Origin of the sequence: Clostridium taeniosporum (genome assembly GCF_001735765.2) — a bacterium.
Taxonomy (GTDB): domain Bacteria; phylum Bacillota; class Clostridia; order Clostridiales; family Clostridiaceae; genus Clostridium; species Clostridium taeniosporum.
Genome location: NZ_CP017256.2, coordinates 94,799 through 117,857, shown reverse-complemented (window position 1 = coordinate 117,857; position 23,059 = coordinate 94,799). Strand labels below are relative to the sequence as shown.

The following is a 23,059-nucleotide window of genomic DNA, read 5'->3' as shown; positions in this document are numbered from 1 at the left end:
ACAGTAAATATACAAATAATGTCCAATATGAATTTTGATAAAAAAATTAACTTGAAAATAATAAAAAACCGATTCTAGTATAAAATTGATTTGTAACAAATAAATTCACTAAGAAAAGTTGTTTATTTTCAAATAATATAGAGCCCTAGCAATTAAGCTAGGGCCATATATATATTATGGAGTATATATTGTTTTATTATTTCCTTCAATTATAATTAATGATTTAGCTTCTATATTTTCTCCTTCAACCGTAATTTTTTTACCTGAGAAGTTTGCTATTACTTTTAAATCATTACCATAACTAGTCATTTGGACTAGCTTATCCTTTGATAATATTTTAAAATCTGTCATTTCTTTATTAATTGCTTTTTTGCTAAACTTAGACCATACTTTACTATGCTCTACTATTTCATCTTTATGCTTTTCCCATTCAACTCTATCTAAATGATATAAAGGAGGTACATTATAAAGAATTTCATATAACATTCTATCTTGAATATAATCTTGAAATTTTAATGTTCCCCATCCCCACCAATGTGTGGTTATAACAGAATCATTATACACTAATTTATATAGTGGAATTGTATAGTTTGTATCTATAAATAACTTTTTATAAATCTCCTTTAATGGGATTTGTTTAGAAAACATTTCTGGTACACCACCATAGCTTGCATAATATCTTCCTACATAATATTTACTATCTTTATTTTTACTCATATCTTTATCCATCCATGAAAATGATGGTGTTTCTATACCATGTGCAAAAGCTATTGTTTTATTAGCAAAGTCATTTCCACCTTCAGTACCCACTACCATTTTATGTTCTTCTTGAAAATATTCCATTCTCTTTATTCTAGCTTGTATATCCTGTTCTTCTGTAGTTATGTGATTTGGTGAATAATCATCAAACACTTCACCTGTCCCATCTGTATCTAAAAACCATGAGTTAAACTGTAATCCTGTATTTAATATACCATTAACTCTTTCTTTAACACTTGGCATTGCAAGTGTAGGATTAAGTTTTCTTCCAACTCCTTTAAATCCTTCTATTTTGCTGCCATCCTTTTTAGTTACAGTTGCATCTTCAAAAAGTGTTTTGTCACTAAATGCTGCTGTTATCCATTGCTCTTCTCCTGGTCTGTGTATTGAATGATATGAATCATAGGTACCAATTAAATAACCCATTTCATTTGCTTTTTTAATAAATTCTGGTTTTCTAAACCCTTCTCTCCAATCATCTAATCCAATCCACATATTATCTAAGCCAGAAGCTTTGATATCATCTAGTATATCTATAGTATTTTCATTAGCCCACTCTTCAATAGAATCTACACTATTTCCAAGCTTACTTTTTAATAATCTTTTATTTAAATCAATTAATTCTACAGGATTTAAATTTTCTAATCCTTTATCAATTAAACTCTTACTTTGGTTATCTATATCATTAAATATTTTTGAGTTATGAAATTCCTCTAATTGTAATACTGAGCTTAATCCTTTTATAATTCTATTTTTTGTATATTTATCAACATAATTTAAATTATTTATGTCATTGAAAGCTTCTGCTATCTCTTCTCCATCTTCAACTTTAGATTTTAATAATTCTTGAATCCAAGCACTTAAATCCTTTGGAAAATTTCCTATTAATGTATTCCACTTAATATTTCCCTCTGATATCACACAAGTATCCCAGAAATAAGCATGAGGTGCTCCATATAGTCTTTCAATTTTTTTATTATTCTTAGCTTTTTCTTCTAAAGTCTTAAATTCCCCATTTTCAACTAGATATCCTTTGTATGTTTTAGCAACATCAACAGGATTTTTTGGAGTTACGTATATTCTAAATCCATATTCCCTTTTTTCGTTTATTGAAGGATACTTATGTTTGAAATTTAATTCTATATTTTCCTCTGTATTAAAGGAAATATCATTGTTAAATGGATTTTCTATTACATACACTAAAGAGTAGTCTTTTTGATTGACTGCAAAAAACTGCATTGATAAACCTTCTAGTCCCTTTATTTCGTTCTCCTTTAAGTATTCCTTCCAAAGTTCATCATCACTTGGTATATACTTACCTTGATTTAATGGCAACAGATAACCTTCACCATTTACTTTTGGCCAAGTAAATTCATTTTCTTCTTTCTTAGTAGACTTTATATTTACATCTAAATAGTTGTCCTTCTTTTGTATCTCTACATTAATATCTTTTTGTTTATAGTTCCATGAAATACTGTCTCCTGTATTTTTTAAATCTGAAACTTCCATATTTGCTAATGGTTTTGAAGCTAATTCTCTAACACCATTTGATTCAATCTCTATCTTAAACGTCTCTGGCTCTACATTAAAATTAAAGTCTAAAGTCTCACTTTTTTTATATTCTTTTATGTTTGATAAATTATTTTTATCACATCCAACTAGTAGCCCTGTTATAGTTATTGATGCTAGAATTATAGCAGCTATTAATTTTTTCATTATTATCACCTCGTAAATTAAAATAACTTACGAATGTTACGTGAATGTTACAAAAAACTCAATTTTATCATTTTCTATATTAAAACCACAATCAAAAGAATGATTATCTAAAATACTTTTTACTATTGGTAAGCCTAATCCTGTACCAGATAATTCTTTACTTCTCGATTTTTCTAGCACATAAAATGGTCTCCATATATTTTCAAATTCATCAATATTGTATTTATTGATTCCATTGGCTATAGTAAATTTAATTTTATTATTTTCATGAAATATAGATATCTCTATTTTCTTATCATAAGTATATTTAATTGCATTGGTAATTAAATTGTTTAGTACAACTTCTATACCATCTTCATCTCCATTAACTATATACTCTTTAGTGGCATCTATATTTAATGACAGATCAATCTTATTTTCTTTAATTATTAACTTATATTTATTAGTTGTAGCTATAATTTTTTTACCTAGATCAAACTTTGATTTATTGATCTTCTTATTTTCAAGTTTTGCCCAAAATAAAAGCTTTTCTATTAAAAAATTCATGTTATCTACTTCTTTTTGAATAGTTTCAATATATGTTCCATCATCTAGCCCATCCTCTAATCCTTGACTATAAACCTTAACTAGAGCCAATGGTGTTTTTAACTCATGAGAAATATCTGATATTAATCCTTTTAATCTTTTATTTTGAGTATTAATCTCATTATGTGCCTTTTCAATCTTTTCACTCATTTCATTAATACTTTCTGCAAGCTCCTCTATTTCATCATTTGTTTTTATATCTTCCTTTCTAAAATTCAAAACAGCAATATCCCTAGATAATTCCTTCAAATTTTCTATAGGTCTTACTATTTTTTTTGAGATAATATATATTAAAAATAATATTAAAATTATAGAAATTACCATTAAAAACATATTAAATTTATTTATTATGCCTATAGTTTCATCCATATTTACTAATGGCATACCTATTACAAATAAGTAATCATCTATTTTTATAAATTTAGTTAATACCTTATATTTAGTTAATCCTTGATCATATATTTTATTTACACTACTACTTTCCAATTTATTTAATGTATCTTTTGTAATCCAAAATTTATTAAGCTTAATCTTCTTTTTTTCAAATAATCTTATAATATCTTCATTTATATACTCTAGATTTCCATTAATATCTGAATATACAATTATCACTGCACTATCTTCTTCAATCTTATCTATATTATTTATAATATCCTTTGCTGGTATTCCAACTATTTCTTCTCCTACTTTGTTTAAAATCTTTCTTTTTTCATAAATATAATATTTATCTACAAATATAACATTTATAGCTATTGAAATTATTGAAATGCATACAACAATTAATGAAATCCAAATTGAAAGCTTCTTTCTAATTTTAATTTGAATTCACCTCCAAGCAATATCCAATACCTCTATATGTTTTAATAGTATCTTCGCCTATTTTAGCTCTCAACCTACGAATGTGAGTGTCTACAGTTCTATAATCTCCTTCATAATCCATACCCCATACTAAATCTATAAGCTTATTTCTTGATAAGATAATACCTTTATTCTTAATAAATACTAATAATAATTCATATTCTATTCTTGTTAGTTTTAATATCTCTTCCCCTTTATAAGCCTTCATTTCCCCTATATTGATTTTCAAGTCATCTATATTAATTTCATCATTAAGTGGAATTAGTTTTTTAGCTCTTATAAGTAATATTCTTGGATCAAATGGTTTTTTAATAAATTCATCTGCTCCACAGTTTAAAGCTATTAACTCATCTTCATTTTGACTTTTGGCTGTTAATATTAATACCTTTGTATTACTATTTTCCTTTATATATTTACAGGCATCTATTCCATTTATTTTAGGCATCATCCAATCTAATATAGCTAAATCAATGTTATTTGAGTTGAATATTTCTAAAGATTCCTCTCCATCCTTTGCTATAAATGTATTGAATCCTTCTTTTTTAAAATAAGCTTCTAATATTTTAACCATACTATTTTCATCATCAGCTATTAGTACATTCAATTAATTATCCTCCTTAAATTTATTAAGTAATATTTAATTTTATTATATTTTTCATAATTAAAACTTAGTATTTAAATACTACCATATAGATTTAAAAAACTTCAATTGAGAAATATCCCAATTAAAGTTTTTACGAAAATTAAATAAAGGTATGCTAGTAATTAAATGAAACCTAAGGTATTGTTAAAATTATGATGATGAAATATATGATAATTCAGGGTATTGGGAGTAATAATTAAAAAAGCAATGTATTTAAGTAATGGAGGAGAACTAAGTCCAGATGAAGAAGGTTCTCCTTCTTATTGTATTAAAAGAAGAAAGTTAATGAAAATATAAGAATGCCTTTTGAAAACTAAATAATATAGTATTTACAAATTTCTATTTACACAATTATATATGAGTACTAAAGCAACAGAGTTTAACTAAAAATTATATAGTGTAAAAATACAGAGGACTTAATTATAAAAGCTCTGTATTTTTATTTTGATTATGGTGGTAGATCCCAAACTAATAAATATAAATTTCACACTTAACTTTGTAATGTGTATAATAATGACTGTGATTATTAGTTTTCTAACAATATAGAATTTAAAAGTTCTTCATCATTTAGTAAATTAATCATATTATTATAATCCGTAGTTATAAAAGGATTGTTTATTCCATGTTTTTCATGAACCCATTTATTGTATTCTATTTCTACAGCATTTGGAGGGTCTATTTTACACCAATTCTTATATACATTAATATGTTCTTGATAAAGTTCTTTTATGTTATAAATTAAACACATATATAACATTGCTCTAGCAACATTTCCTCTACTTATTGGTGGAACAAGCCACTCATCTTCATGGTCTCTTCCCCAATAATTATAATTTGGTTCAAATTGTAATCTAACTTTTCTTATAATTTTAGCATTTATCTTTCCATCAAATTCTTCATACTCAATGTCAAATGGTAGATGTCCTCTATATGAATTTATTTCTCTGTGGGCAGGTGCAAAATTAAGTGGATTTGTGGTAGCTCCTTTTATAATAGTATCTTTAATGTTTTTAGATTTTAAATACTCCTTCATTTGTCCCTTTGGAAAGATATGTTCTATACTATGTAATTTTTTACTTAGAAGCTCATCTATCTCTATTCCAGCATATACTGATTTTATATAAGGAAATCTATCATCATTTAGTTTGAAGAAATCCCAAAAATTCTCACGTTTCTCACTTGCACCCCACTTCTTATAATAACTGTTATTTTCAAAAATACCTCCTGCTATTTCAATAAATTCTTCTCTTTTCATAATTTTTCCTCCTTATATCTTTTAATAATTATCAAATATCTACTTTTTTAGCTTTTTTAAAATATAAAATAACAATATTATTATTTTGTAATTAAGTGTTTTTATGCAAAGAAGTTGTTACACAACTATACTTAGTGCAACAACTTCTTATTTTATAATTTTATTATATATTAAGAATAATTAAATTTATCAAGACAAAGAATATGAAATAGTCCGAAACCATTGTAAATAATTCATTTTTACTTCTATTCTTATTAAAAAGATGCAGACATCCAGCAAGTCCAAAATACAATCCTCCTGATAAGGATGCTGCTAACCTAAATTCTTGGAAGAAAATTGATAATATACCAATAAGTCCAAAGCTTATATTTGCAAATCCAATTTCTCTAACTATAGTAAAACTCTTTTCATCATTTATCTTAAATATTTCATTTGCTGTAAATGATGGATTAGTTGCTTGTTTTAAACCAGCAGTTAACAATCTTAATCCAATACCTGAAAAAACAAACCATTTAAATATTAGACTAGATATATTAATTTTAGATTTAAAAATAAAAATATCAGTTATAACTCCAATTATAGGAATAAATACAAAGAATATTATTATTGATACTTTATATAAATCAATTCTTTTCATTAATCCTTCCCCCTAATAAATTAAGATAATACTACATTTAATTCTGTATATATGCTTTATCATAGTAAAATATAGATTTTTTATTAAAAGGTACTGCTATTAGGCCTAATACTGCAATAATTGCTGTGAAAAGGAAACACTTATTATAAACTTTGTTGCTTTCATCATTTTTTATTACAATTGCCTTATCTAAGATATTATATATCTCTTTTGCTTGTACATTGAATTTTTCTTTTACAGCTGGTTTCTTATTATTAGGAACAGTTGCTAATACTGTTTTCTCCTCAGATTTAATTAATTTATTAACTGTATCCTTTGAAAAAGAAGTATTGTTTCTAGTATTTGAAGTTTTTATTTTATCACATATTGTAGATTTAACTTGCTCTTCAAGTACTGTATTTTTATTAACTGTATCTATAATTCTGATTTTTGTATTGTCTATAGCTTGAGTAGTGTAATAACTGCTTAATGTTGAAACTAAAGCTATAGCTAAACATACAGTCAGTTGCCTAAAGCTATTTAGTATGCCTGAAGCAATACCATTCTTATCATTTGAGATTTCTTCAAAAGCGCTTTGATATAATGGGGAAGTTGCACCAATACCAAGTCCTACTATAATAAAAGAAAGATAGATTATCTTCATATTATTTAAATTATTCATAAATACAAACATAAAATCTCCAATAGATACAAACGTTATAGCTAATAGAGAAGTAACTCTAGCACCATATTTTTTAGATATAATGCCGAAAATAGGAGACATAATAAAAGAGATGCAACTTACTATACCTAGCATAATTCCAGATTTCAATACTGTATAACCTAATTGATTTTCTAGGTAGAAATTCATTAAATAAGATATAGGCATATAGGCAAAGAATATTACTCCAATTATTATTGTGGAAGAAGTAAAGCTTTTTATTTTGAATAGCTTAAACTCTATCATTGGATTATTTGATTTAACTTCATATACTAGGAAAATGATAATTGATGTTAAAGAGGTAATAATTAAAGTAACAATTTTTGTACTTTCCCAACCGTAATAATTTCCTTTAACAAGTAAGAAAGTGAGTGCTCCGATTCCATAACTCAATAATATAGAACCAATAACATCGATTTTTTTTTCTATTGTTTTGTCATAACATTCTTTAACATATTTTGCGCCTAAAAACAAAGAAATAAGAATAAAAGGAGCATTTACATAAAATATTGCCTTAAAATTAAAGACTTCATTTAAGATTCCACCTATAACTGGACCAGAAGCTGCGGCTATAGAGATTGTCATACCAATTATAATAGAAAGCTTTGACATAGAATTTTTCCCAAATAATTCTATGCCTAAAGGAATAGATAGTGGAGTAAGAATTGCAGCACCTATACCCTGTATGATTCTAAAAATTATAATCATATAAAGAGAAGTAGATAGTCCACAAAATATAGATGAAAAACCAAATACTAAAAGACCAATTAAAAATAGTTTCTTTCTTCCATAAATATCTGCAATTTTTGAGAAGTTTATTAAAAGAGCAGAAAAAGGGATTAAATAAGCTGTACTCACCCAAGATATTCCTGTTATATCAGTTTTAAAATAATTAGCCATAGATGGCAAAGATACATTAACTATAGTTGAGTCTAATACTGTTAAGAAACAAGCGATTACTAAAGAAATAAATGCTAATATTTTTTGTTTTTTATTCATGATACCCTCCAAAATTTTTGTTATTTATAATATGAAATTAATTTCATATTCATATTATAAATTGGTAAAAAATAAAAGTCAATAAAATATGAAATTAATTTCAGGTCTATTGACTTTTATTTTTCTATCTTTTATTATTAAAGTAGGTGATAAAAATGGAAAGAAAAACAAGGATACCAACTCAAAAAAGAGCTTTAGAAAAATATAATAGAGTATTAGAAGCAGCTTATAAATTATTCAATGAAAAAGGTTATTACAATACCACTACAGCAGACATAGCTAAAGAAGCAGATGTTGCTACAGGCTCTGTATATGCCTATTTTGAAGATAAGAAGAATATTTATATTAAAATAATTGAAAACCTTAATGAAAAATTTATATATCCAACCCATAACTTTTGGGTAGAGAATGTTGATAAAAAACTTAATAATCCAAAAGAAGCAAAAGAACTTTTTAAGTTATTTATAAAAATGATGATAAAAAATCATGATTTTTCTAAAACATTTCACGATGAAATGGAAGCATTAACACTTTTGGATGAAGATATCGCTATGATAAGAAGAGAACAAGAAAAACGTAGGGATGAAAATATAGCAGATATTTTTAGAGTTTTATCTATACCTTTTAAAGGAGAAGAAGAAAAAAACATATTTTTTCATTACTCATTTTTCATAATTGATGACCTATGTCATAAAATTATATACAATGATGAAATGAAAGATATGGATTTATGTATTGAAAAATGTGTTAATATGCTATACTGTTTGTTTGAGGATTGTACGGATTATATAAACAAATAAGTAATATTTTTAGTCTTAGGCATTTATATGACTTGCCTAAGGCTATTTTTTATAATTAGAAATGCTGTATCACAAGCAATAATATATTTACAAAATATGTTACAATAAAAATAAGAAGATTTTTGAGAATTATATAAATAGGAATTTGATGTACAGGTTATTTAATAATCTTTTAGACAAGACAAAACATAACACAAAAAGTCGGGAATAATCGCTTGAAAAAATATAAGATATATGTACAGACAGGGGTGATGATTATGGAATGGATTGAAAGAATCAGTGAAGCTATCAACTATATTGAGGAAAATATCACTGAAGAAATCACAATAAAAAATATTTCAGAAAAAACATTTATGTCTCCGTTCTATTTCCAAAAAGGCTTTGCAATGCTTTGTGGTTTTACGGTTGGAGAGTATATGAGACAACGCAGGCTTACTCTTGCCGGCAGTGAGCTTGTTTCTACTGATGAAAAAATCATTGATATTGCACTAAAATATGGATACACTTCACCAGATAGTTTCACAAAAGCTTTTACTCGATTTCATGGTGTAACACCTACTGCTGTTCGAAAAGATGGAGCAATGATTAAATCTTTTGCTCCACTGAAAATTAAATTTTTATTGGAAGGCGGTTATATTATGGATTACAAAATTGTTAAAAAAGATTCGTTTACTATTATGGGAGTATCAAAGGTGTTTAAATATGATAGTGCAATTACAGAAATTCCACAGTTTTGGACAGAGCATTTTCAAACAGGAAAAGAAAAATTTGTATGTGGAATGTACGGAGTATGTATAGATGAAAGCATGGATTCAGATGAATTTGAATATTTGATTGCAGACAATTATAATCCGTCAATAGAAATACCTAATGGTTTTGTTACAAAGATTATTCCTAAACACACATGGGCTGTTTTTGGTTGTAAGGGGGCAATGCCAAAATCTCTGCAAGATGTGAATAGAAGAATCTTCTCAGAATGGCTACCTAATTGCAAGGATTATGAAATTGCAGCAGGTTATAATATTGAAATGTACACTAATGTGGCTGATTATCCAAAAGGTATTCAAGATGAAAACTACTATAGTGAAATTTGGATTCCTGTTAAGAAAAAATAAATATGTAAAAAAAATAAATTGGAGTTCATTAAATTCTAATTTATCTAACAGTTAATAATTTTAAATAGAAAAAATTATATAGGTTTATTTTTTCGAAATTTTTTCTATAAGTGACAGACTAAATCTATGATTTGGTTACTAGAACTTACACACAGTGAAAATGTTAATAATACTATTAAGAATATACCTTATGTAAATAGTAACATTAAATTAGTGTATGAAATAATTAAAATTTTACACTGTAATAAGGATAATGCTTTTTTGCAGTCTTTTGGTTATATAAAATAGGTTATCTTTACCACCTATCATAATGTACTCTTGTTTTATTAAATCTATCTCCTGGTTCTTTTTGTTCAGCTGGGTATCCAACAGGTATTATTGATAAAGGGTTTACACTAGCTGGTAAATTTAAAAGCTTTTTAATTGGAGCAACTCTGTCTGCCATTGGATAAACGCCTAACCATACAGCACCTAACCCCTTATCTTCAGCAGCTATTAATATATTTTCTGTAGCAGCTGAGCAATCTTGTATCCAAAAGTCTCTAAATTTTTCTTTTGATTCATCTCCACAAACTACAATTGCTACATCTGCATCTAATAGCATTTTGGAATATTGATGTACTTCAGTTATTTTTCTCATAATCTCTTTATCTCTTAAAACTATAAATTCCCACGGTTGTTCATTTCCTGCAGAAGGTGCTGCCATACCTGCTTTTAACAATTCTTCAACAATTTCATCACTTACCTTTATATCCTTATATTTTCTTATACTTTTTCTATTTAATATTGCATCCATCTTTAAATACCCTCCAATTGGTTATGTTTTAAAATATCAACACTATTTTAAAATATAATTTTTGTTATTTATGGTATTATTATACAAAATAATTTTCTGTATAACAAGTACCTATTATTTTGTATTATAGTATTCATTTAATATACCAACAAAACTCTTAAAAATATATATTTGAAGTAACAAAAGAAATAATGCCTCAAGAAAGTTTGAAAAATTTAAAAGATAAAATAGAAAAAGATATACCTAAGATTGATAATGCAGAATATGTTGTTATTTATAATCCAGATAAATGGAAATATAATACATTTTATTTTATAGATGATTTAAGTAAAGTAAAATCAGAAAAAGGTGTAATTTATAATATACTTCATATATCATAAGAAAAAAATAATTTTAGAAATATGCGAGAAAAATCAATAAAATAATAAATCAACATTAGGCATCCATTTGAGTGCCTTTTTAATCAAATAAATAATGATGTTTTATGTAATATACAGAATTAATAAAAAATATATATATAAAGATTGAAAGGATGTTTTATGACAATGTATATTTTTAGTGCATAACATAGGATATTAAATTATTATAAAAATGTAATGAAATAGCCTTTGTAAATCCTAAAAATTGAAAACTTGGAAGGAGTAAAATGAGCTATTTAAATAAATATCAATGGGAGATAATCCCCAAAAATTTGCCAATAGTAATAAGAAACTGTCCTAAATGTAATGAAAAAGTACACTATATAAATAGTGAAAAATTTAGAGTAAATGCAAATAAAAATAGTATTGATGTTTGGCTGATTTATCAATGTGAAAAATGTAAATCCACTTGGAACATGGCAATATATGAAAGAATAAAGCCCTATGATATTAATAAATATGAGTATGAAGAATTTCTTTCTAATGATAAAGAATTAGCTTTAAAATATGCTTTTAATTTAAGTATATACAATAAAAGTAAAGCTAAAGTTATTCTAGAACACATTAATTATGCATTAATTAAAAAGAAATTAGAAACATATTATAGCACAGAAAATGAACTTATTATTGAAATAGTTTGTAAATATCCAATAGAACTTAGAGTAGACAAGCTTTTAAGTGATCAACTTAAAATTTCAAGAAACAAAATAAAAAATATGCATAAAAAAGGACTAATCTTTATTAAAGATAATAAAAATTCATTAAATATAAAAGTAAAAGATAAAATGGAGATACATGTTTTAAATAATGCTGAGTTTAAAACTATAAATTCATAAAAAAAGATAATAATACTAAAGAAATAATAAAAACATTAAAAAATATATGAAAATAGTACATGCATGAAGATGCCTTAGATAATTTTATCTTCACACAAAATTATCTACTGTGTTTTTTTATTTTATACATTTTTATTTGCACATTGATTATGTTTTAAATATTAACACATATTTAAAACATAAACTAAAATTAAACAAAAAATTATTCCTGAACTTTTATAGAAGCTATAACAGGTCTATGATCACTTCCCCATGGAGTATCTTTCGAAATATCTTTAAGAAGAATATGAGAAGTTGCTTCAACGATTGTTTCATTTGGATCTGCATAGAATATAAAGTCTAGTATACTGTTGTACTTCTTATGTAGATTAGTAGCTATTAATTCTTCAGGCATAATCCAATCATAAATATTGTATGCCATAAATGTATCAAATGAACGATTTCCTTTTTTTAATTTTATATCCCAGTCAAAATTATAATCACCAATAGCAAAAATCAAATTACCTTTTTTAATTTCTTCAATTGACCATAGGTTAAATATTTTAACTTGTTCAAGACGACTTTCTCTATTTCCTCTAGCTAAATGATTTACAGCAATTGTAAAGTCCTTACCAGATTCTATTTGCTTAAAGTATCCTAAAAGAGTATCTCTATGATTTGGATTTCCTAGATCAGTAGTATCAATTTCTCCAGCTTTTAATAGTTCATATTTTTCAGTGTTATAAACTATACCAAGTTTATCATTATTTTTCGTATCACCAATAAAGTAACTGAATTTATTTCCACTATGATTAGTAAAGGTTTGAGTTAATATATCTAATACTTTCTTATTTTTCACTTCACTAAATCCCCATATATCATATTTAAATAAATTATTTTCTAAAATTTGATTTGCAAGAAAATTAGCATCAGAGTCATCAGATTCTAAGTTCCATGTTCCTATATTTATTATATTCATAGTTTTATCTCCAATCTAGTTTATATTCTTATAATTCTGTTATATTGGTTATTAGTATAAGTAATTTTTATATAAGTATTCATTAGAAAAAACTTAATTGAGATAATATAGAATTGAAATTACAATAATAACTTAAATTTATATAAATATAATTAATTGTATACATTGGATAATTATAGATGATATAATTATGTCATAATTTATTAAATTTTATTAAGAATTGGAGATGACTTTTAAATGGCAAGATTCAAAAAAACCGGTGCTATAGCATGTATTTTATCATGTTTATTGTTTATGTCTCAATTAACATATGTTAAAGCAGCAGAAGTAAAAAACACAAACAACGTAATTGTACAAGACAATTTAAGATTGCAAGATGATTTTTATAAAGCAATCAATAAAACATGGTTAAATACAGCTAAAATTGATCCAGGATATACGTCTAATTCAACATTTATGGAAGCATATAAAACAGTAACACAGCAAAAAAAAGATATAATAAAAGAATTACTGGCAAATGAAGATAGCTACCCTAAAGATAGTGATGAAAAGAAAATTATAAATTTATATAAAAATGTTTTAAATACAGAGGCTAGAAACAAACAAGGAACAGAAGCTGTTAAAGAAATGTTAGATGATATAAGAAATATAAAAAGCTTAGATGATATTAATGATTCAGAAGTTGGGAATATTTTAGTACCATTTTCTTGTGAAGTTGATGTAAAAGATGTAACTAAACATGCATTATATATCGCAGCTACACCTCTTAGTTTAGCATATTCTGATAATTACATAAAACCAACAGAAAATACTAAAAGATTAAAAGAATTAACAGAAAATTATTATACTAAAATTTTAACTTTAGCTGGATATAATGAAAAAGAAGCAAAGGTAAAAGTAGATAATTTATTTAAGTTTGAAAATATGATAGCACCATCAATAACTAGAAAAGAAGAAATAACAAAAGATTCAAATGCTATAGATAAACAATATAATGTTTATACTTTAGATGAACTTGATGCTTTAGCACCAAATTTAGATTTAAAAACTATGATGAAAAATTTAAAAATAGATAATGCTAATAAAATAATTTTAACTCAGCCTAAATGGTTAAAAACACTAAATGATACATATAATGAAAATAACTTACAAATAATAAAAGATTATATTGAAATTCAAGATTTAAATGCAGTAGCGACTTTTTTTAGGAGAAGATTTTGAAAAGGCCACAGTAGAATTTTCTAATAAATTTTCAGGAGCAAAAGGGGATATACCTAAAGAAGAAAAAGCTATTAATATGGTTAATTCATTTTTAGGTGAACCATTTGGTAAAATTTATATTGAAAAATATTTTTCAAAAAATACTAAAGATGATGTTGAAAATATGACAAATGAATTTATAACAAATTATAAAACTAGAATAAAAAATTTAAATTGGATGAGTGAAGAAACTAAAAAAAGAGCACTTGAAAAATTGGATAAGCTTAATATTCAAATTGGATACCCTGAAAAATGGGCTGATTACTCAGATTTAGAAATAAAATCTTTTGAAGACGGCGGTTCACTTTTAGAAAACATTTCAAATTTAGGTGAATTTTTTCAAGAAAAACAATTCAGTAAGTTAAATGAACCTGTAGATAGAATAACATTTAATTGTTTACCACAAACAATTAATGCTTATTATAAAGCAACTTCAAACACAATTACAGTTCCAGCTGGAATTTTACAAGAAGAATTCTATAATGAAAATGCAAGTAGAGAACATAATTTAGGTGCAATTGGCGCTATTATAGGTCATGAAATTAGTCATGCTTTTGATAATAATGGTGCTAAATATAATGCTGATGGAAATTTAAATAGCTGGTGGACAGAAAAAGATTATAAGAAATTCCAAGAAAAAACAAATAAGGTTAGAAATTTTTATAGCAAATTAAAAACAGACAGAGGCAATAATGTAAATGGAGATCTTACAGTAGGAGAGAATATAGCAGACATCGGTGGAATAGCTTGTGCATTAGATATTTTAGGACAAATGCCAAATCCTAATTATAAAGAATTTTTTGAAAGTAATGCTACTGTATGGCGTGAAATTAATACAAAAGAATCTGAAATTAATAACCTTCTATATGAGCCACATTCTCCTAATAAAATAAGAGCAAATGTAGTTTTAGCACAATTTGATAAATTCTATGAAACATATGGAATTAAAGAAAATGATAAAATGTATATAAAACCACAAGATAGATTACAAATTTGGTAGATAAATTAGAAATAATAATAAATGATATAAAAGAGATTATGATAATAATAGATTATCAACATAAAATCTGCAATTATAAATCCTAAACTTTAGACAGTAGATAATTTTGTATAAAAACGAGATTATCTACTGCATATTTTTACATTAGCCAGAAATATTTTTTAATTTTATACATTTTTAGTTCCATCTTTAGAATTATTCACAACTACATTAGTTAAAGCATTAATAGATACTGTTAGAGCATCTATTTTAGATTCAAATCTTATTAAAAGATAAGAAGCAACTGCAATAGGAAATCCAACATTAGTTATTAACATCACCATATCTTCCATAAAACAATCCTCCTTTAATTAAACTAATTTTTCATAATAATTTAATATCATGTTTTAAGGATATATTTATTATCTTATGCCATATTATAAGTATTTCTTTAAAACATGTATTATTTAAAAATGATCTTTAGTTACAAATATATATGCAAAGAATTTTTGTTTTTAGAAATAAAAGTTAATTTTATCTAAAACTTTATGGATGATAATATGAATTTATACTATCTAATTCAATTTACCATTATTCCATATAAAAAGGTTTATAAATAACATTTAAAGTCTTTGTTTGTTCATCCTCTATAATCTTAGCGTTAACATCATACAAACACTTTATTAATTCTTCAGTTAACACTTCTTTTGGCGTTCCACTTTCAATAATTTTGCCTTCTTTAATAGCATAAATTTTATCGCAATATAAAGCTGCAATATTTAAATCATGAACTACAGATATAACTGTTATACCAAGCTTTTTCACTGTAGCCATAAATTGAAGCTGATACTTTATGTCTAGATGATTTGTAGGTTCATCTAAAATAAGACATTCTGTTTTTTGAGCTAGAGCCCTTGCAAGAATTATTCTTTGTTTTTCTCCACCTGATAAACTTAAAAAGCTTCGTTTAGCATAATCAAGCATTCCTAGTTTTTGCAAAGACTCTTCCATTATCTTATAATCTTCAACATTATTACTTTCCATAAACTTTTTATGTGGTGTTCGTCCCATAAGAACCATATCTGCAACAGTAAAATCAAAATTACAATTATTATGTTGAGATACTACAGCCATTATTTTTGCACTCTCTTTCATAGAAAAGTCATTAATATTTTTACCATCTAAAAATATAGCTCCTGTAGAAGGATTTAATACTCTATATATACATTTTAAAAGTGTGCTTTTACCACTTCCATTAGGTCCTATAATACCAATAAATTCTTTTTCCTTCGCATTAATGCTTATTCCATTGAGAATATGACTCTCCCCTAAATGGAACTCAACATCTAAAGTTTTTACATTCATCAAGAATTACCTCCAAATCCATATGATTTACTTATCATAAGATATATAAAGCTTGGAGCACCTATCATAGAAATTAATATTCCTATTGGAAGTTCACATCCTGGTATTATAATTCTCGATAAAACATCTGCCCAAACCAAAAATATAGCTCCTATTAACACTGATAATATAATAATTCTTTTATGATCTGTTCCAAATATCATTCTTGCAATATGTGGAATAATAAGTCCAACAAATCCAATCATTCCTGATGAATATACTATAAAACCAATTACAATAGATATAATTATTAAATAAACTTGCCTATACTTCTGTAAATCTGTACCCAAAGTTATAGAAACATCATCACCAAGTAACATTAAATTTAGCGTTCTATATTGAGTAATAAAAAATAATGTAGCTACCATCACAACTGGAATTATTATTTTTATATTTTCCCATTTTGCACCACCTAAACTTCCCATTAACCAATATGTTATACTTTGCATACCATTTCTGTCATCTGCAAAGTATACAATAAAGCTTGAAAATGCTGAACATACAGTACTTAATGCCATTCCTGCTAATAAAAGCTTAGTTGAATTAGCCCTTCCGTTTACATTTGCAAGAGTTAATACAAGTATTGATACTGCAAATGCTCCTATGAAAGCACATATTCCTATATAATTACTGCCAAAAAAAATGCCTATGCCAAGTAAAATAGCTAATGTAGCTCCTAATGATGCACCTGAAGAAACACCTAATATGTATGGATCTGCCAAGGGATTTTTCACCACTGCTTGCATTATAACTCCAGATATCGAAAGCCCTATCCCTACAGTAACTGCCAAAATAATCCTTGGAAGCCTTATAAACCATATAATATCATGAACAGGTCCACTTGATAAATATGTAGCATCACCAATACCAAACAGTTTGTATATTATAATTTCATAAACATCTTTTATTGATATGTCAACAGAACCTATAGTTACAGTTATTAAAATAGAAAAAATCAAAACAGCTAAAAGTACAATGGAAACACCTATATACATAGATGTTCCCTCAAATAAACCATTTTGTATATTATTTTTATAATTTCTTTTCATTCTTAGTTATTTCCATATAGTTCAGGATATAATCCTTTTGAAATTGTTTTTATACCATCTAAAGTTCTGATACCACTAGAATAAACTTCACTTAGCATTATAGGATTAACACGTTTTTTCTTTATGGCTGAAACACTTGAAAGTGCTGGATTTTCCTGAATACTTTTTAGTGCAGAATCTCTATCAATTTCTTTACCATAATAAACAGTAAAGATCACATCTGGATTAAGCTTTATTAAATCTTCATTTCCTATTTTACCATTTGATTTTGCTACTAAATCTGCTCCAACTTCTTTTGCAATATCTCCACCTATACTGTCTTCTCCATAAATTCTATATACACCATCTTTTTCTACTTCTAAAATAACTGTTTTAACCTTCTCTTTTCCTTTAACAAACTCTTTTGATTTTTCAATTTCCTGTTTCATTGTATTAACTATTTCATTAGCTTTATCTTCTACGTTAAAAATTTTTCCCATATTTAAAATATCATCATATTCATTTTGTAAGGTATTTGGTTTAATAACCCCACTGTTTTGTGACATATATGTCTTTATTCCTCTTTCATGCCAAAAGTCTACATCTCCAAGTCTTTTCGCACCAAACAAAGAATACCAACTCAAAATAAAATCAGGTTGTAATCCAATAACTTCTTCTTTTGTAGGTGCTTTTTCATAATACTTTAACTTACTAAAAGCATTTTTATATTCATCTTTAACATCGTGATCTAGTCCTGATGCTGCAATAATTTTATCCCCTAATCCTAATGCCAATAATGTTTCTATAGAATTTTGATATACTGCAACAACCCTTTCTGGTGATTTTTCAAATGTAACTTTAACTGGTTGCTTAGCATAGTTATACGTTGTAATGGTAACTGGGTAATGTAATGATTGCTTATCACTATTTTCTACATTAATCTGTGTTTTAGATTCAGTTTTTGTATTATTACTACATCCATTTATCCCAAACATAACAAAAACCGCTAAAATAATACTTACTATCTTTTTCATTTTATCTAATCTCCTTTGTATATCTCGTGTATTTTCTTGTACCTTTACTAACATTTTTAATGAGTACCTTCTATTACTTCTATATTATATTTTTCAAATATTGCCTTTATTTCATTAGTTCTCTTAGTTTCACATTTAACAATACAAACACCTAAGTGAAGCTTTTTAACCCCTGCTTGTTCTAATTTTTCAGCAATACTAATTAAATTTTCATCTGAATTATTTGAACATGCATCACATGTAAAAAAGGACATAAGCTCTAAATTTTCATTTTTATACACACTAAAGCTTTTTTCTCTATTGTTTAAAGCCTTAAAACATCCCATAGTTGTACATATTCCATTAATTTTTTCGCATACCCCAATAGCTATTTTCATTTTTCCTCCTAGTAAAATAAATTTTTTCATAAATAATAGCCTTTTAACAACAAGTTAAAAGGCTATTTATCCCCAAAATATTTTTTTTAACATTGTATACCCCCTATCACTCGTAGAGTTATTAGTACATTAAAACAGGCAGGTATTCTGGCTTAAGCGTCATCATTTCTACTTCCTTCCCAGTTTCCCAGTGGACAATTGTAGAAACTCATCTATTACAGCGGCGGGACCGCGTGGGATTCAAACCCACTTCCCTTTTAATTAATAAACCTTAAGTATCTATTAAACCCATTTCTAACCTATTTAATTTTTTCTTAAATATCTTATCATATTATAAGTAAACTAAGCAAACACTTTTAAATTTCTCTACATCTATAAAAAAGAACTTATTATTTAAAAGTGATCTTTAGTTACAAGATATATATGCCAAAAAGGTTTATTTTTAAAAACAAAAATCTAATTTATCTAAAATTTTATACAAACTTCACCACTTAATATATTAAATGATGAAGTTTGATTTATTTTTATAATTTAATTAATTGCAGTAAGATAGCTTAATTAAATGATGAATTTTTATTAATAAGTTTGTTTGTCTTTAATCCTGCTACAGCGAAAATAACTAATGTCCAACAACTAATAAAAGAGTATCTAGGTTGAACCTCAGAAATCAGATAAAACGAAGTAAATCCTAATGATAATATTAAAAATAAATTTAATTCAGTTGATAAAGTTTTGTTTTTTCTTAAACCACTAATACTAAAATAAAGTAAAAATATATAAAATATAGTTATTAGGGTTAAGAAGGTAAATTCAAAATATCTTAATATTTTAACCCCTAGTGTTTTATCACTGCTTACTACTGTAAATTGAAAAGCACCAAAGTCACTAACTCCAACCTCACCTGATAGTTTTCCTATATACAAAGCTGCTACCTTTTGTATAGGTGAATGTAGTAATCTTTGTTTAATTAGTTTTATACTTTCCTCTTTTACCTTATCATAGTCATAATTATATTTAATTGGCATATTAGAGTCTTCTTCATTCCAAAATCCAAAGGAATTTAAGTTTGTACCTTTTAAAACACTAGTTAAAACTGTTTCCTTAGGTTCCCATAAATGTGATTCTGTTATTTTATTATTAAGAAGGAAAGAGCTTATAATATATAAAGGTAATATAAACATAATAACAGTAATTACAATGGGCTTTACAGAACTTTTAAATCCTTTGTAAATAATTAAATACATTAAGTATGCAATTAGAAAAATAATTCCTACCATTCTAAATAGGTTTCCAAATGAAAGAGCTAGTCCACTAAAAACTATCCATCTACATTTATTCATATTTTTTATGTATTTTATAAAAAAGTATATGCTAAGTAAATAAAATGGTATTGCCATATTTTCTGATAATGTTTGAGAGTTATACATTATAAATGGTGGAAATAAAGAAAAAAGTATTGATGATACAATTGCGCTTTTATAACCAAATAACTCTTTTACAATACAATACATAATAAAAACTGATGCAGTTGAAAAAAATACATTAAAAAGTTTAATTAAGAAAATTGGATTATTATTAAAATTAAAAAATAAAGAATAATACAATACTGGAATAGTATCATGAGTAAATCGTGCAAAATAATTAAACCCATGAAAACAACTAAAAATTCCACCAAAGACATCTTTACCAGAATTATACATAATTGCAAAATCAGAAACAGGTATAGTTTTAATTAAGCTTATCCATAAAATTCTGATTATAAAACTAATAAGCAGTACAAAAATTATTAAATTTTTATTATTTAGTAACTTCTGTAACCTTATTATTATTTTATTTCTTTTATAATAAATTACACTTAATCCTAATAATATTATTGACATAGATAAAATATTTGCTACAAGCTTCATACCTTTTGGAATCTCGATATATACTGCAAAATTTACCACGAAATTAACTAAAATAGAACTTATAATAGAAAAAATAAGTATTCCAATCATAAGCTTTCTTAAAAAATTATTAAACAGATTTTTTACCATATTATTGTCTCCTTAAATAAGATGTCATTTGTTCACTTTTAAATAAATTCTTCCATTCTTTCTACTCTTCTATAGGAATTTAATACGATTTCTTTTGGATATCCTATATAATCTAAAAGTTTAATTGCATTTCTTGTTTTTGATATGCCTTTCTTAAGCTTATAATCAAACTTTAATCCATTTTTATTATCTACATCTTCACTAAAATAATAGAAATCATAATTTTCCTTAAGAATATCTGAAAGCTCTCTATCATGAGTGGCAACAATGCAAATAGCCCCTCTTTTATTAATGTAATTGAGAATTTCAGCTGAGGAAGAAATTCTTTCAGCTGGATTTGTTCCTCTAAAGATTTCATCTATTGAAGAAAAAACTGGAATTCCCTTTTCTGATGCTTTTATTATTCTCAAAATAGATTCAGCTTCTGCTAAATAATAGCTCTTTCCACTAGTAATATCATCCTTTGGACTTATTGATGATATTAAATTTAAGAAACATCCTTTATATTCATGTGCTAAAGCAAAATTAAAAGTCTGTGCTAAAAGTATATTAGTACTTATCATTCTTAAAAATGTAGACTTACCAGACATATTTGTCCCAGTCAAAACAATTCCTTTCTTAGAAATTTCAAGTGAATTTGCAACTGGATTTTTAATAAGGGGATGTATTCCATCTGTTATTTTTAATGAATTTTCCTTAATAAACTTTGGTATGCAGTATTTTTCCTCATTATTATTTTCATAAAGTGCAATTGAAATTAAAGCATCAAGCTCTCCCACTAAATAATATAATTCTAATATTTTTTCTTTCTTTTTAACTAATTTTATACTCATTCTATAAAATGTACTTTCTTCTATAAGAAAAGGAATAGAAAACATCTCCAAAATTCCACCAAAAGAATGAAGTACTTTAATTAAGTATGTGGATTTATCTATACTACTTAATTCATTTAACAAAGTTTTCATTTTAGTAGTATATAATTTTAGTTCATCATTTTTAATATGGGATAATTGATTGGATGCATTTATCAAATCTCTTAAATAGACAAGTCCTATAGCATTTATGCTACTTTCTTCTTTATTATGTATATACATATTTATAAACATATCTACCATTAAAGCAATCATAAAATTAGGCTCTTTAAATATAATAGCAGCTAATATTAATAGTATAGGTATAATACCTGCAATACTATAAATATAAGATTTTAACTTGCTTACAGGAAGCAAATCATTTAACATATCTAGTAATTTATTTTTACTATCATAAATCATATTATAAAGTATTCTTCTTAAATCTACTGTTAAATCTAAATCATCTTTAAATAAATCTATTAACTTTCCTCTTTGTTTTAACTTTTCTTCATCCATTATTGGATTTCTAAGCATTTTATATAAAGCAGCTTCTCCTTCTGTTGAATAAGTCCTATCTAATTCATAAAATACCTCATTCATTATCAAATCATCCCAAGTTTGATCATCAATAGTAAACTCATTTTTTTCACTTAGCTGATATAATGTGTTTATTTTGTTAAAATTTCTTTTTCTATCTTTTGTTGAGTTAAGATCTCTTTTTATAAAGTCTTTACTAGTATTAATAATCATAAGGCCCTCCTTTTTTATTTTAATCACTTCTATACTTAATCATATAAATATTCTGAGTAAGCTCGTACAATTAAATAAAGAAATTTTGTCCTATTAAATACTACATTGGCATTATTTATATATTATAATACTATTAGTATAAAAAGTATATTTACGGAATAAAAAAAGAAAGTGGATTTTTGAAATAATTTCCACCTTCTTTACAATGCTTTAAGTATGTATTTTATTATTCTATATAAAATAATAAATCATAAAATGATT

The 23,059-nt window shown here is 25.7% G+C and carries 19 protein-coding genes, 1 pseudogene and 1 riboswitch; of the genes and pseudogenes, 5 read left to right on the top strand and 15 right to left on the bottom strand.

The window, feature by feature from the left end; translation table 11 throughout:
• Positions 1 to 174 precede the first annotated feature (174 nt).
• The 6 genes from BGI42_RS15720 to BGI42_RS15695 form a co-directional block, all read right to left on the bottom strand.
• A complete protein-coding gene (locus BGI42_RS15720; protein WP_069681274.1) occupies positions 175 to 2,475 on the bottom strand; it encodes a glycoside hydrolase in 2,301 nt (766 codons plus the stop codon).
• Positions 2,476 to 2,511: 36 nt separating this feature from the next.
• Positions 2,512 to 3,672: a HAMP domain-containing sensor histidine kinase gene (locus tag BGI42_RS15715; protein WP_242984777.1), complete on the bottom strand. Its 1,161-nt coding sequence runs from the start codon at positions 3,670 to 3,672 to the stop codon at positions 2,512 to 2,514.
• A gap of 202 nt (positions 3,673 to 3,874) precedes the next feature.
• Complete coding sequence (locus BGI42_RS15710) at positions 3,875 to 4,522, bottom strand: response regulator transcription factor (protein ID WP_069681272.1); 648 nt, start codon at positions 4,520 to 4,522, stop codon at positions 3,875 to 3,877.
• 565 nt (positions 4,523 to 5,087) lie between these two features.
• On the bottom strand, positions 5,088 to 5,816 hold the full coding sequence (locus tag BGI42_RS15705) for an endonuclease (protein WP_069681271.1): 729 nt from the start codon (positions 5,814 to 5,816) through the stop codon (positions 5,088 to 5,090).
• A gap of 163 nt (positions 5,817 to 5,979) precedes the next feature.
• Complete coding sequence (locus tag BGI42_RS15700) at positions 5,980 to 6,453, bottom strand: DUF6790 family protein (RefSeq protein ID WP_069681270.1); 474 nt, start codon at positions 6,451 to 6,453, stop codon at positions 5,980 to 5,982.
• A 37-nt stretch (positions 6,454 to 6,490) separates the two neighbouring features.
• Positions 6,491 to 8,152 carry an MFS transporter gene (locus BGI42_RS15695; RefSeq protein WP_069681269.1) on the bottom strand — a complete coding sequence of 554 codons (1,662 nt, stop codon included), beginning with the start codon at positions 8,150 to 8,152 and terminating at the stop codon, positions 6,491 to 6,493.
• A 155-nt stretch (positions 8,153 to 8,307) separates the two neighbouring features.
• Between BGI42_RS15695 and BGI42_RS15690 the strand changes: the two genes are divergently transcribed.
• Both BGI42_RS15690 and BGI42_RS15685 read left to right on the top strand, forming a co-directional pair.
• Complete coding sequence (locus BGI42_RS15690) at positions 8,308 to 8,952, top strand: TetR/AcrR family transcriptional regulator (protein WP_069681268.1); 645 nt, start codon at positions 8,308 to 8,310, stop codon at positions 8,950 to 8,952.
• Positions 8,953 to 9,209: 257 nt separating this feature from the next.
• A complete protein-coding gene (locus tag BGI42_RS15685; RefSeq protein ID WP_069681267.1) occupies positions 9,210 to 10,067 on the top strand; it encodes an AraC family transcriptional regulator in 858 nt (285 codons plus the stop codon).
• A 295-nt stretch (positions 10,068 to 10,362) separates the two neighbouring features.
• Here the strand turns inward: BGI42_RS15685 and BGI42_RS15680 are convergent, their stop codons facing one another.
• On the bottom strand, positions 10,363 to 10,863 hold the full coding sequence (locus BGI42_RS15680; RefSeq protein ID WP_069681266.1) for a nitroreductase family protein: 501 nt from the start codon (positions 10,861 to 10,863) through the stop codon (positions 10,363 to 10,365).
• Between the two features lie 167 nt (positions 10,864 to 11,030).
• Here BGI42_RS15680 and BGI42_RS15675 point away from each other — a divergent pair, with 167 nt between their 5' ends.
• Both BGI42_RS15675 and BGI42_RS15670 read left to right on the top strand, forming a co-directional pair.
• Entirely contained in the window at positions 11,031 to 11,243 is a 213-nt protein-coding gene (locus BGI42_RS15675) for a DUF4865 family protein (protein ID WP_275542710.1), read from the top strand.
• A gap of 266 nt (positions 11,244 to 11,509) precedes the next feature.
• The gene (locus tag BGI42_RS15670) at positions 11,510 to 12,118 is read left to right on the top strand and encodes a DUF1062 domain-containing protein (RefSeq protein ID WP_069681264.1); all 609 of its coding nucleotides are present in this window, start codon (positions 11,510 to 11,512) and stop codon (positions 12,116 to 12,118) included.
• Between the two features lie 202 nt (positions 12,119 to 12,320).
• Here the strand turns inward: BGI42_RS15670 and BGI42_RS15665 are convergent, their stop codons facing one another.
• A complete protein-coding gene (locus BGI42_RS15665; protein WP_069681263.1) occupies positions 12,321 to 13,076 on the bottom strand; it encodes an endonuclease/exonuclease/phosphatase family protein in 756 nt (251 codons plus the stop codon).
• A gap of 237 nt (positions 13,077 to 13,313) precedes the next feature.
• On the opposite strand from BGI42_RS15665, the pseudogene BGI42_RS16650 reads away from it, so the two are divergent.
• Positions 13,314 to 15,336 (top strand): annotated as a pseudogene (locus BGI42_RS16650) (M13 family metallopeptidase).
• A 167-nt stretch (positions 15,337 to 15,503) separates the two neighbouring features.
• On the opposite strand, the gene BGI42_RS15655 reads toward BGI42_RS16650, so the two are convergent.
• The 7 genes from BGI42_RS15655 to BGI42_RS15625 form a co-directional block, all read right to left on the bottom strand.
• The gene (locus tag BGI42_RS15655) at positions 15,504 to 15,668 is read right to left on the bottom strand and encodes a YvrJ family protein (protein ID WP_069681262.1); all 165 of its coding nucleotides are present in this window, start codon (positions 15,666 to 15,668) and stop codon (positions 15,504 to 15,506) included.
• 238 nt (positions 15,669 to 15,906) lie between these two features.
• A complete protein-coding gene (locus tag BGI42_RS15650) occupies positions 15,907 to 16,680 on the bottom strand; it encodes an ABC transporter ATP-binding protein (RefSeq protein WP_069681261.1) in 774 nt (257 codons plus the stop codon).
• Positions 16,680 to 17,768, bottom strand: coding sequence for a FecCD family ABC transporter permease (locus tag BGI42_RS15645; protein WP_242984774.1), 1,089 nt, complete (start codon positions 17,766 to 17,768; stop codon positions 16,680 to 16,682). Before BGI42_RS15645 ends, BGI42_RS15650 begins: the two co-directional genes overlap by 1 nt.
• Before the next feature lie 2 nt (positions 17,769 to 17,770).
• The gene (locus tag BGI42_RS15640) at positions 17,771 to 18,781 is read right to left on the bottom strand and encodes an ABC transporter substrate-binding protein (protein WP_069681307.1); all 1,011 of its coding nucleotides are present in this window, start codon (positions 18,779 to 18,781) and stop codon (positions 17,771 to 17,773) included.
• A 56-nt stretch (positions 18,782 to 18,837) separates the two neighbouring features.
• Positions 18,838 to 19,158 carry a CGGC domain-containing protein gene (locus tag BGI42_RS15635; RefSeq protein WP_069681260.1) on the bottom strand — a complete coding sequence of 107 codons (321 nt, stop codon included), beginning with the start codon at positions 19,156 to 19,158 and terminating at the stop codon, positions 18,838 to 18,840.
• A 120-nt stretch (positions 19,159 to 19,278) separates the two neighbouring features.
• Positions 19,279 to 19,465, bottom strand: a riboswitch (cobalamin riboswitch).
• A gap of 247 nt (positions 19,466 to 19,712) precedes the next feature.
• A complete protein-coding gene (locus tag BGI42_RS15630) occupies positions 19,713 to 21,194 on the bottom strand; it encodes a glycosyltransferase family 39 protein (protein ID WP_069681259.1) in 1,482 nt (493 codons plus the stop codon).
• A gap of 38 nt (positions 21,195 to 21,232) precedes the next feature.
• Positions 21,233 to 22,798, bottom strand: coding sequence for a MutS-related protein (locus BGI42_RS15625; RefSeq protein WP_069681258.1), 1,566 nt, complete (start codon positions 22,796 to 22,798; stop codon positions 21,233 to 21,235).
• Positions 22,799 to 23,059 lie beyond the last annotated feature (261 nt).

What these genes read in the sequence shown, in the direction of transcription:
- BGI42_RS15720 (WP_069681274.1), bottom strand. Translation starts at nt 2,475, where the DNA reads ATGAAAAAATTAATAGCTGCTATAATTCTAGCATCAATAACTATAACA.
- BGI42_RS15705 (WP_069681271.1), bottom strand. Translation starts at nt 5,816, where the DNA reads ATGAAAAGAGAAGAATTTATTGAAATAGCAGGAGGTATTTTTGAAAAT.
- BGI42_RS15700 (WP_069681270.1), bottom strand. Translation starts at nt 6,453, where the DNA reads ATGAAAAGAATTGATTTATATAAAGTATCAATAATAATATTCTTTGTA.
- BGI42_RS15695 (WP_069681269.1), bottom strand. Translation starts at nt 8,152, where the DNA reads ATGAATAAAAAACAAAAAATATTAGCATTTATTTCTTTAGTAATCGCT.
- BGI42_RS15690 (WP_069681268.1), top strand. Translation starts at nt 8,308, where the DNA reads ATGGAAAGAAAAACAAGGATACCAACTCAAAAAAGAGCTTTAGAAAAA.
- BGI42_RS15685 (WP_069681267.1), top strand. Translation starts at nt 9,210, where the DNA reads ATGGAATGGATTGAAAGAATCAGTGAAGCTATCAACTATATTGAGGAA.
- BGI42_RS15680 (WP_069681266.1), bottom strand. Translation starts at nt 10,863, where the DNA reads ATGGATGCAATATTAAATAGAAAAAGTATAAGAAAATATAAGGATATA.
- BGI42_RS15670 (WP_069681264.1), top strand. Translation starts at nt 11,510, where the DNA reads ATGAGCTATTTAAATAAATATCAATGGGAGATAATCCCCAAAAATTTG.
- BGI42_RS15665 (WP_069681263.1), bottom strand. Translation starts at nt 13,076, where the DNA reads ATGAATATAATAAATATAGGAACATGGAACTTAGAATCTGATGACTCT.
- BGI42_RS15655 (WP_069681262.1), bottom strand. Translation starts at nt 15,668, where the DNA reads ATGGAAGATATGGTGATGTTAATAACTAATGTTGGATTTCCTATTGCA.
- BGI42_RS15650 (WP_069681261.1), bottom strand. Translation starts at nt 16,680, where the DNA reads ATGAATGTAAAAACTTTAGATGTTGAGTTCCATTTAGGGGAGAGTCAT.
- BGI42_RS15645 (WP_242984774.1), bottom strand. Translation starts at nt 17,768, where the DNA reads ATGAAAAGAAATTATAAAAATAATATACAAAATGGTTTATTTGAGGGA.
- BGI42_RS15640 (WP_069681307.1), bottom strand. Translation starts at nt 18,781, where the DNA reads ATGAAAAAGATAGTAAGTATTATTTTAGCGGTTTTTGTTATGTTTGGG.
- BGI42_RS15635 (WP_069681260.1), bottom strand. Translation starts at nt 19,158, where the DNA reads ATGAAAATAGCTATTGGGGTATGCGAAAAAATTAATGGAATATGTACA.
- BGI42_RS15630 (WP_069681259.1), bottom strand. Translation starts at nt 21,194, where the DNA reads ATGGTAAAAAATCTGTTTAATAATTTTTTAAGAAAGCTTATGATTGGA.
- BGI42_RS15625 (WP_069681258.1), bottom strand. Translation starts at nt 22,798, where the DNA reads ATGATTATTAATACTAGTAAAGACTTTATAAAAAGAGATCTTAACTCA.